Origin of the sequence: Bradyrhizobium sp. LTSP857, assembly GCF_000938285.1 — a bacterium.
Taxonomy (GTDB): domain Bacteria; phylum Pseudomonadota; class Alphaproteobacteria; order Rhizobiales; family Xanthobacteraceae; genus Bradyrhizobium.
In genome coordinates, this window is the sequence record NZ_JYMS01000039.1 from 329443 (window position 1) to 338761 (window position 9319).

The 9319-nt window shown below is 62.2% G+C and carries 8 protein-coding genes; 2 read left to right on the plus strand and 6 right to left on the minus strand.

Features of this window, described 5'->3' with window-relative positions; translation table 11 throughout:
* Positions 1-3: 3 nt before the first annotated feature.
* The 4 genes from UP06_RS26220 to UP06_RS26235 form a co-directional block, all read right to left on the minus strand.
* Positions 4-675, minus strand: a complete 672-nt coding sequence (locus UP06_RS26220; protein ID WP_045006548.1) for a nucleoside/nucleotide kinase family protein — start codon at positions 673-675, stop codon at positions 4-6.
* Positions 676-732: 57 nt separating this feature from the next.
* Positions 733-2295: a solute symporter family protein gene (locus UP06_RS26225; RefSeq protein ID WP_045006549.1), complete on the minus strand. Its 1563-nt coding sequence runs from the start codon at positions 2293-2295 to the stop codon at positions 733-735.
* Between the two features lie 9 nt (positions 2296-2304).
* Positions 2305-2598 (minus strand): DUF485 domain-containing protein, encoded by a 294-nt coding sequence (locus UP06_RS26230; protein WP_045006582.1) that lies wholly within the window; start codon positions 2596-2598, stop codon positions 2305-2307.
* Positions 2599-2661: 63 nt separating this feature from the next.
* Positions 2662-3609, minus strand: a complete 948-nt coding sequence (locus UP06_RS26235) for a LysR family transcriptional regulator (protein ID WP_050032043.1) — start codon at positions 3607-3609, stop codon at positions 2662-2664.
* Positions 3610-3768: 159 nt separating this feature from the next.
* On the opposite strand from UP06_RS26235, the gene UP06_RS26240 reads away from it, so the two are divergent.
* Positions 3769-4812: a carbon-nitrogen hydrolase family protein gene (locus tag UP06_RS26240; protein ID WP_045006551.1), complete on the plus strand. Its 1044-nt coding sequence runs from the start codon at positions 3769-3771 to the stop codon at positions 4810-4812.
* 171 nt (positions 4813-4983) lie between these two features.
* Complete coding sequence (locus UP06_RS26245; RefSeq protein WP_045006552.1) at positions 4984-6882, plus strand: diguanylate cyclase; 1899 nt, start codon at positions 4984-4986, stop codon at positions 6880-6882.
* 21 nt (positions 6883-6903) lie between these two features.
* On the opposite strand, the gene UP06_RS26250 is transcribed toward UP06_RS26245, so the two are convergent.
* Together UP06_RS26250 and UP06_RS26255 are read right to left on the minus strand one after the other, a co-directional pair.
* Positions 6904-8121, minus strand: a complete 1218-nt coding sequence (locus UP06_RS26250) for an acyl-CoA dehydrogenase family protein (protein WP_045006553.1) — start codon at positions 8119-8121, stop codon at positions 6904-6906.
* 147 nt (positions 8122-8268) lie between these two features.
* Positions 8269-9267, minus strand: coding sequence for an IS5 family transposase (locus UP06_RS26255; RefSeq protein ID WP_044999899.1), 999 nt, complete (start codon positions 9265-9267; stop codon positions 8269-8271).
* Between the last annotated feature and the right edge of the window lie 52 nt (positions 9268-9319).

The following is a 9319-nucleotide window of genomic DNA, read 5'->3' on the forward strand; positions in this document are numbered from 1 at the left end:
ATATCATTTTAGATCACCTAAAGCCTGTGCCACGACAACAGGTGCCGCGAGATCATTGTTGTCGATGACCATTGTGGCATGTTTCTCCGGCGCACACTCGCTCAGATAGATCCGCTGACCCTCGACGTAACGGCGATTGGACTCGGCCGACGGGTCGGGGGACGTACCGTCCCTGCTGGCACTGCGTGCCGCAGACCTAGAAAAATCGACGCGCAGGAAAATGGATGCGTTCCAATAGGCGCGCAATTCAGGACGATGCAGAAAGATGCCGTCCAGCAGCAGGATTGAATTCGGGGGCGCGGTCCGCTCGACAAATGGGACAGCCTTGTCGGTGACGTGATCGAAAGCCGCGGCGCAGTATCGGCCGCTGCCGCCCGGACTGAGCGGATCCAGGAGATATTGCTTCAGCAAAGTGTAGTTGTAGGAATCCTCGTAGAAGCCGATTGGCGATTGCCTGCCCCGTGCATAGCGAACCGCCCTTGAATTGTGGAAGCCATCGACGGATGCTCTGATCACGGGACGGCCGAGACCACCCAGGATGTCGGCAAGTTCGTTTGCGAAGGACGTCTTGCCCGCACCGTCAACGCCATCGATTGCGAACCGCACGATCCTGTCCGGTGCGAGCTCAGTCGCCATGCGGGCAACCGCAGTGAGCAGGTCTGTTCGTTGAGACATCTCAACGAGCCTAAGCGAGCGGGGATCGGCCGTAAACCCTGAGCTTGGCCCGCCGACCTACTCCTGCACCGTAACCGGCTGCGCGCGTCCAAACAGGATGCGCTCCTGCATCTCCGCGAAGGTCGCATCCACATTTGTCTCGGTCGTCATCAGCGAGACCACGATCGCGACAAGGAACGACAGCGGCATGCAGATGATCGCCGGATTGCGCAGGGACACGAACCACCAGGCGCCTTCGACCTGCGTCAGCGCCTTGCCGAGGACGTCGACCTGAATGGTCGGCGACAGCACGATCAGCAGCAGCGAACTCATCGTTCCCACCAAAATGCTGGCCACTGCCGCTGAGGTCGTGAAGCGGCGCCAGGTGATGGCGAGAACGAGCGACGGGAAGTTGGCCGCGCAAGCCACCGAGAAAGCCAACCCCGCCATGAAGGCGACGTTCTGACCTTCGAAGGCGACACCGAGGGCGACGGCGAACACGGAGATCACCACGGTTGCGATCCGTGCGACCTTGAGCTGTTCGGCCTCCGAGGCAGTGCCATTACGGACCACGTTGGTCCAGATGTCGTGGCACAAGGTAGCAACGCCGGACAGGGTGAGCCCAGCGACAACCGCGAGCATGGTCGCAAATGCCACCGCACAAATGAAGCCGAAGAAGGCGTTGCCGCCGACGGCGAGCGCGAGCAGCGGTGCCGCCATATTGCCGCCACCGCCCGCCTTGGTCACCGCTTCGGGGCCAACCAGCACCATCGCGCCGAAGCCGATGATGAACACCATGAGATGGAAGAAGCCGATCAGGCCCGTCGCATAAAGGATCGACAGGCGCGCCGCCTTGGCGTCCCGCACCGTGTAGGCCCGCATCAACACATGCGGCATGGCCGCCGTCCCGAACATCAGGCCGAGGCCGAGCGAAATGGCGTCCCATTGTCCCGAGACCACCCGCGAGCCGGGCTGAAGCACCCTTGCTCCGTATTTCTCCGACGCCGCGGCAAACAGTTTGAGCGGGTTCATGTCGAAATGAGTGAGCACGAGAAAGGCCAGCACCACGCCGCCCGCCATCAGCAGCGCGGCCTTGACGACCTGCACCCAGGTGGTGGCGAGCATTCCGCCGAACAGCACATAGACCAGCATGACGCTGCCCACGAGCACCACCGACCATGCATAGGACAGGCCGAACAGCAGCTTGATCAGCGATCCCGTCGCGACCATCTGCGCGATCAGATAGAACAGGATCACCGCCAGCGTTCCGACCGCAGCCGCAACCCGCACCGGTTTCTGGCGCAAGCGGTAGGCCACCACGTCGGCGAAGGTAAAGCGGCCGACATTGCGCAGCGGCTCGACGATCAGAAACAGGATGATCGGCCAGCCGACCAACCATCCGATCGAGTAGATCATGCCGTCGAAACCGTTCGACGTGACGATGCCCGCGATGCCAAGCAGCGCGCCGGCACTGAGGAAGTCGCCCGCCAGCGCCCAGCCGTTCTGCCACGGCGTCACCTCGCCGCCGGCGGCAAAAAAATGTTCCGTGGTGCGCGTGCGTCGCGCGGCCCAGTAGGTGATCAGCAGAGTGAGCGCCATGAAGGCGAAGAAGAAGCCGATCGAGATCGCATTGCTGCCCATGTCGTTCCCCTATCGATCAAGATCGCGCAAGGCCGGGTCGAACACCCGGTTTGCCCACAGCACGTAGACAAGGCACAGCAGGAACGAGCTGACGATGACGAGCGGGCCGAGAACGATGCAGAGCGACAATCCCGGCGCCAGCATCTGGCCCAACAGCGGCTTGTCGAACGCAAACAACGCCATGAACGTGAAGTAGATGATCATCATCGCAGCACTCAGGCCGAGCGAGACCCGAAGTCTTTGCCTCACCAGCGCTCCGGCTTGCGCCCTCGCCTCGGTCGCCGCGTCAGTCCTTGCATCCATTGTGGTCTCGATGTTGCCGCTGGCCGTTGCAGGCAGCTTCCGGTGTGCCCGCGGCAAAGGGAACTACGGATTTTTGCAATCTGCCGTGCGCATCTGCGGCATGGCTGATAGCCCGACCTGCATGTCCGGGTCGTTCTTCAGCGTGTTGCGGAGAAAGGCGCGGACGGCGCGAATGCGGGGAGCGAACTGGAGATCGCTGTGCACATTGAGCCAGACCTCGCGGCTGGTCGAGGCAAGACCGGGCAGCACAGGAATGAGATCCGGCCGCTCGGCGATGGCGAAGCTCGGCAACAAGACGATGCCGAGACCGCCGGCGGCAGCGTTCATCTGCGCGATCATGCTGTTGGAGTGGAAGGCGATGCGGGGCTCCTCGATGACATCAGCAAGCCAGCGCACCGAATCCACCTGGATCAGGTCCTCGATATAGGACACGAACCAGTGCTGCTGGAGGTCACGCAAGCTTTCAGGCGTGCCGTGGCCGTCGAGATAAGAGCGGCTGGCATACAGCCCCAGCCCGAACTTGCCGATCCGTTCCGATATCAGGCCCGGCCCCGGAGGCTGGAAGAAGGACACGAACAGGTCCGCCTCGCGCTTGTGGACATAGACCGTCTGCGCCGAGGTCACGAGCTCCACCGTCAGTTGCGGCATGGTCTTGCGCAAATTGCTGAAGCGTTGCGCCAGATAGAGCGAGGCGATCCCCTCCATCGTCGCAAGCCGGACCGTCCCGGCAAGCCCTTCGGTGTCGCCGATGCTGGCTTCTTCATGAATGGCAATGATGGCGCTTTCGACCTTCTCGGCATGGCGCAGCAGCCGCTCGCCGATATCGTTCAGCCTCAGGCCGGTGCGGTGGCGCTCGAACACGGCAACGCCGAGCGACGCTTCCATCTGGGCGATGCGCCGGCTCACCGTGGAATGGTCGAGCCGCATCCGTTTGGCGGTCTGGCTGAGATTGCCGGCGCGGGCGGCGTGCAGGAAGACCCGCAAATCATCCCAGTTGAGCGTGTCGAACATTGTGGGCTCCAGCATCTCGTGAATTTACGGCAGGGATTTGCAAGTCCTGTTCCAGTCGGAGCGTTCGGTCCTCTGCAACCGGGCTTGCGATAATCCCTATGCGCAGGACGGAACGGACAATGCTACCGGACCGGTCGACCAGGACGCCAGGAAGATCCCATGCTCCCCCGTTTCAAGGCTGCCGCCGTCCACGCCGCGCCCGTCTTTCTTGACCGCACTGCGACCACGGAGAAGGCCATTTCGATACTCCGCGAGGCCGCCAGGGCGGGCGCGGAGCTGATCGCCTTTCCGGAGACCTATATCCCGGCCTTCCCGGTCTGGGCTGCGCTATGGGCGCCGATCGACAACCATGATTTGTTCGTGCGCATGGTCGAGCAATCGGTGCTGATCGACGGTCCGGAGGTCACGCGGCTGCGTGCCGAAGCGCGGGCATTGGGGGTCACGGTCTCGATCGGCATCAGCGAGCGCTCTCCGGTCAGTGCGGGGGGCTTGTGGAATTCGAACCTCCTGATCGGCGACGACGGCGAGATCCTGGTCCATCATCGCAAGCTGGTGCCGACGTTCTACGAAAAGCTGGTCTGGGCGTCGGGCGACGGCGCTGGCCTCAAGGTGGCGGACGTGCGGCTCGGCCGGATCGGATGCCTGATCTGCGGCGAGAATACCAATCCGCTGGCTCGTTTTTCACTGATGGCCCAGGGCGAGCAGGTGCATATCTCGAGCTGGCCGCCGATGTGGCCGACGCGCAGGCCAAGCAACGGCGGCAATTTCAACAACGTCGCCGCCAACCGCATCCGCGCCAGCGCGCATTCGTTCGAGGCCAAGGCGTTCGGGATCGTGACCGCCGGATACATGGATGCGCCGATGCGCGCGTTCCTGATCGCGCGGGATCCCACTGTCGCCGAGGTGATCGACCAGACGCCGCGCGCGGCGAGCTTCTTCGTCGATCCGACCGGTGAAGTCCTGGGCGACCTGCTTCAGGACGAAGAAGGCATCGCTTACGCGGACATTGATCTCAACAAATGCGTCGAGCCGAAGCAATTCCACGACGTCGTCGGCTACTACAACCGGTTCGATATTTTCGACCTGTCCATCGACCGGACGCGGCTTGCTCCGGCGAAGTTCTTCGACGAGGCCGCGCGGCCATCGACGGGCGCCACGCTGCCATCGGTCGATCAAGTCGAAATCGGAGAGCGATTGCGGTAATTCCCTCTACGCTTGCACCGTGTTGCCATCGCTGGATGGCAGGGTCGATGAGGAGGCGGAGAGATTTTTGCCAAATTAACGATCGTCCCAGAAAGGCGCTGTCGCCGGCCTGACGGAAACCTGGGTTTCAGCCGTTGTGCAGATGATGTTCCTGCGAAAGGAACGATCCGCGTGCGCTGGCTCATCAAGTCTCCCTTAACCATCATCGCCGTGCTGCTTGGCTTTACGCTCAGCAGCTTCTGGGCGCTTGTGGTGTGGAAATCGGCGGAGGAGAAAGCAGCGGCGCTGACCCAGGCCGGTCAGCAAACGCAGGCTCTGACGCATTCGCTGGCACAGCACGCATCCAAGAGCTTTGGTGCGGTCGCGCTCGCGCTGTTCGGCGCAAGCCAGTACATCGAGCACTCTGACAAGTCCGCCCGAGCCTCAGCCGAAATCAATGACCTGTTGGCGCAGTACGCCAAGAACATTCCGCAGGTGCGCGAGATCGGCGTCCTCTCGGAAAATGGTGACTGGATGTATTCGTCGTTTGAAACCGTTCCGGCGGTGAACAATGCGGATCGTGAGTATTTCAGGTTTCATCAGACCCATCCCGAGGAAGCAGGCCCCCGCATCAGTGAGCCTGTGATATCGCGCGTGACCGGGCGGCCGACGTTGCTGATGACGCAGCGTCTGCCGAACGCCGACGGTTCGTTCGGGGGCGTGGTGTTCGCCGCCATCGATCTGGCCTACTTCCGGTCGTTCTATCAGGGCTTCGAAGCCGACCAAGGGCGCACGGTCACCTTGATGATGAAGAATGGCAAGGTGCTCGTTCATCGTCAGGATGACCAAGTGGGCAAGAATATGGGCGGCAGCTCGCTGTTCGTCAGCCGGCTCAAGGAAGCCTCCACTGGTCTTTATTCGATCATCTCGCCGTTTGACGGTCGACTGAAGCAGTTCACCTTCGAGATCGTCGCCGAGTTTCCGGTCGTCATCAGCGTTGCCGTTGCTGAAGACAGCATCCTGGCCGAATGGCGGGCGAGCCGGAATTTCGACTTTCTGCTGGGCGCGGTTATTTCGGCGATCCTCGTCGGGCTGGCGGCTCTGTTGATGCATCAATTCCGCGAACGTTCGACGATGGCCCGACTATTGCGCGAACGTGAGCGCGGATACCGGCTGCTCGCCGAGAACGTCGAGGATGTGGTTGCCCGGCTCGACCTCAGCGGAAAACGTCTCTACATGTCTCCGTCGATCGAGAAAATGCTCGGCTGGACGCCCGCTGAAGCTCTTCAACAGGAGGGTTACGAGATTCTCCATCCCGCCCATCGGGAGCTCGTCAAGCACACCGTCGACCGACTGGGCCCGACGGAACGGACCGCCATGTGCGAGTATCTCATGCGCTCGAAATCCGGGGACTACGTGTGGGTCGAATCGCAATTCAGCTTCATTGAGGGGACCGACAGTTCGTCGCCGGAAGTCCTCGTCGTCGTCCGCGACATCGCCAAACGCAAGGCAGCGGAAGAGCAACTCGTCGCCGCAAACGCCCGGCTCAAGGACCTGTCCGAAACGGATACGTTGACCGGAATCGCCAACCGACGACGTTTCGACGAGATGCACGAACGCGAGTTCAAGCGCTGCCACCGCGCGCAAGCGGAGCTGTCCCTGCTCTTCATCGACATCGACAAGTTCAAGGCGTTCAACGACACCTACGGCCATACGGCCGGCGATGAATGTATCCAGCGCGTCGCGAACGCGCTCAAATCAAATCTGAAACGGCCTGGCGACCTCGTTGCACGTTATGGCGGCGAGGAGTTCGCTGTGCTCCTTCCGGAGACAGACGCTCAGAATGCCGGAATGGTCGCCGAGACGCTGCGCCTTGCCGTGTGTAATATGGCCGTCCCACACCAGGGAAATAGCCACGGCCGGGTGACCATCAGCATCGGCGTTGCGGGATCACGATGCGACACAGCCAGCAGCCCTGCGGTCGTCCTCGCAGCGGCCGACACGGCGCTGTACGTATCCAAGCAGAACGGACGGAACCAGGTCAGCCTCACCGCCGAAAGCCCGAGCTTGAGACTAGTGCGTCCCCGCTGACGGGCCGCCGCGGCAACACCCCTACCCCGCCATCACCCCGCCACGCTTGATCAGCTCCTTGCCGACCGCGGCGAGGTGCACCTGATCGGGACCATCGCCGATGCGGATAAAGCGGGCGTAGACATAGGCACGCGCCAGGAACGTGTCCTGCGAGACGCCGGCGGCGCCGTGGATCTGGATGGCGCGGTCGATGACGCGAGCGGCCATGCTGGGCACCACGATCTTGGCCGCCGCGATCAGGTCGCGCGCGGCCTTGTTGCCTTCGCGGTCCATCTTGTCGGCGGCTTGCAGCGTGAGAAGGCGCGCCTGCGCGATCTCGCAGAAGGAGTGCGCGATGTCTTCCTTCACCGAACCCTGCTCGGCGAGCGGCTTGCCGAACGCCACACGCGACACCGAACGCTGGCACATCAATTCCAGCGCGCGCTGGGCGCAGCCGATCAGCCGCATGCAGTGATGGATACGGCCGGGGCCGAGCCTGCCTTGCGCGATCTCGAAGCCACGGCCTTCGCCGAGCAAAATGTTTTCCGCGGGCACGCGGGCGTTCTCATAGACGATCTCGGGATGGCCGACCGGCGCGTCGTCATAGCCGTAGGTGAGCATGTCGCGGACGATGCGCACGCCCGGCGTATTCTTCGGCACCAGGATCATGGATTGCTGGCGATGGCGGTCGGGATCGTCGGGCGCGGTCTTGCCCATCACGATCAAAATCTCGCAATCTTCGTTCATCGCACCTGACGTGAACCACTTCCGCCCATTGATGACGTAGTCGCTGCCGTCGCGTTTGATCTCGCACTGGATGTTGGTGGCATCGCTGGAGGCAACCTGCGGCTCGGTCATCGAGAAGCCGGAGCGGATGCGTCCGTCCAATAGCGGCTTCAGCCAGCGCTCCTGCTGCGCTGGCGTGCCGTAGTTGGCGAGCACCTCCATATTGCCGACATCGGGCGCCGAGCAATTGAACACCTCGGGCGCCCAGAGGATGCGGCCCATGATCTCCTTTACCGGGGCGTATTCAAGGTTGGTTAAACCCGGGCCGTGCTCGCCTGACAGGAACAGGTTCCAGACCCCTTGCTCCCGCGCTAGCCGCTTGAGGTCCTGAAGAACCTGCGGTGTCTTGTAACGCACCGCTTCAGGCTTCACCTGCTCGTAATAGAGCTCCTCGACCGGCTCGACATGCGTCCGCATGAACTGGCGGACGCGCGCCTGGAGCTCCAGCGAACGCGCGGAGTATTGAAAGTCCATGGTGGTCTCCTCTTTCCTTCTCCCCTTGTGAGGGCTTTGCACAGAGGGGCGAGCGGGCGCTTGAGGTGCGTCGCGGGCTTTTTTGATGTCAGCCCGCTACAGTGAGCGGCATTTTGCTCATTTCATCCCCTGTTGTCCTCTGTTTTTTCATGCGGAGACGGACTCCTGGCGTTGTGCGGCCAATGCGCCGGCCGCACGCCGTAGGTTGTAGGCGCAGCAGGCCAGCACGATGTGCACCTGATTGCGCTCGAAGTTGAAGAAGCGCATCCGCCGGAGACCATAATGCTCCTTGAACACGGCGTACGGACGCTCGACGGCGGCGCGCACCTTGGCGATTAGTTTGTTGCGCAGCTTCTGCCGCGGCGGCAGTTCGGGATGATGCTTGTTGGGCCGATGCATCAGGCGGTCCTTGATGCCAGCTTCTTTAAGACGCGCGTGCCGGGCATGCGTGTAGTAGGCCTGATCGCCATAGACCGCGGCCTCATCGCCGCAGAACAGACGATCCGCTGGCTCGGTATCGGTGATTGAGGCGTCCGTCACATGGACGCGACGAATGAGGGTGTGACCTGCATCCACGCCCGTGTGGATTTTATAGCCGAACACGCTCTTTTTGCCTTTCCGGCCCCAGCGAGCATCGCGATCCGCAGATGGTTTGGGTGGCGTATCCTCGCCATCCTTGCGTGCCTTGCGGGGCGGAGTGGCTCGTGCCGCGATTAACGAGGCGTCGACCAGCGTTCCCTGCTTGAGGATCAGCTTCTTGGCCTCCAACTGCCGATTGATCTCAGTGAAGATCTTCTCGATCAGACCGTCCTTGGCGAGTTCCTGCCGAAACCGCCACAATGTCGTGTGATCCGGGGTCTGATCGTGCAGGCTCAGACCAACAAAGCGGCGGAACGACAACCGGTCTGCAATGGCCGCTTCCAGCGCGGGATCAGACAGATTGTGCCAGATCCCGGCGAGCAAGCAGCGAAGCAAGACTTCCGCCGGATAGCTGCTGTTGCCGGCACCATCGCCGCCCCGCTTGCCAAGCAGCGAGCGCAGCGGCGCCCAATCCACAACAGCCTCCACCTCATCCAGGATGCTGCTTCGCGGTGCCCGAACCAGGCCATCCGCCAAGCTCATCTGACCGACATTGCGCTCAACCATGGCTCCCCTCGCTAGAATCAGCCATGATTCAAAGAATCACGTGCAGCCGATT

Bases quoted from the DNA above. Each gene is read 5' to 3' on its own strand.
- UP06_RS26220 (WP_045006548.1), bottom strand. From the start codon at position 675: ATGTCTCAACGAACAGACCTGCTCACTGCGGTTGCCCGCATGGCGACT.
- UP06_RS26225 (WP_045006549.1), bottom strand. From the start codon at position 2,295: ATGGGCAGCAATGCGATCTCGATCGGCTTCTTCTTCGCCTTCATGGCG.
- UP06_RS26230 (WP_045006582.1), bottom strand. From the start codon at position 2,598: ATGGATGCAAGGACTGACGCGGCGACCGAGGCGAGGGCGCAAGCCGGA.
- UP06_RS26235 (WP_050032043.1), bottom strand. From the start codon at position 3,609: ATGTTCGACACGCTCAACTGGGATGATTTGCGGGTCTTCCTGCACGCC.
- UP06_RS26240 (WP_045006551.1), top strand. From the start codon at position 3,769: ATGCTCCCCCGTTTCAAGGCTGCCGCCGTCCACGCCGCGCCCGTCTTT.
- UP06_RS26250 (WP_045006553.1), bottom strand. From the start codon at position 8,121: ATGGACTTTCAATACTCCGCGCGTTCGCTGGAGCTCCAGGCGCGCGTC.
- UP06_RS26255 (WP_044999899.1), bottom strand. From the start codon at position 9,267: ATGGTTGAGCGCAATGTCGGTCAGATGAGCTTGGCGGATGGCCTGGTT.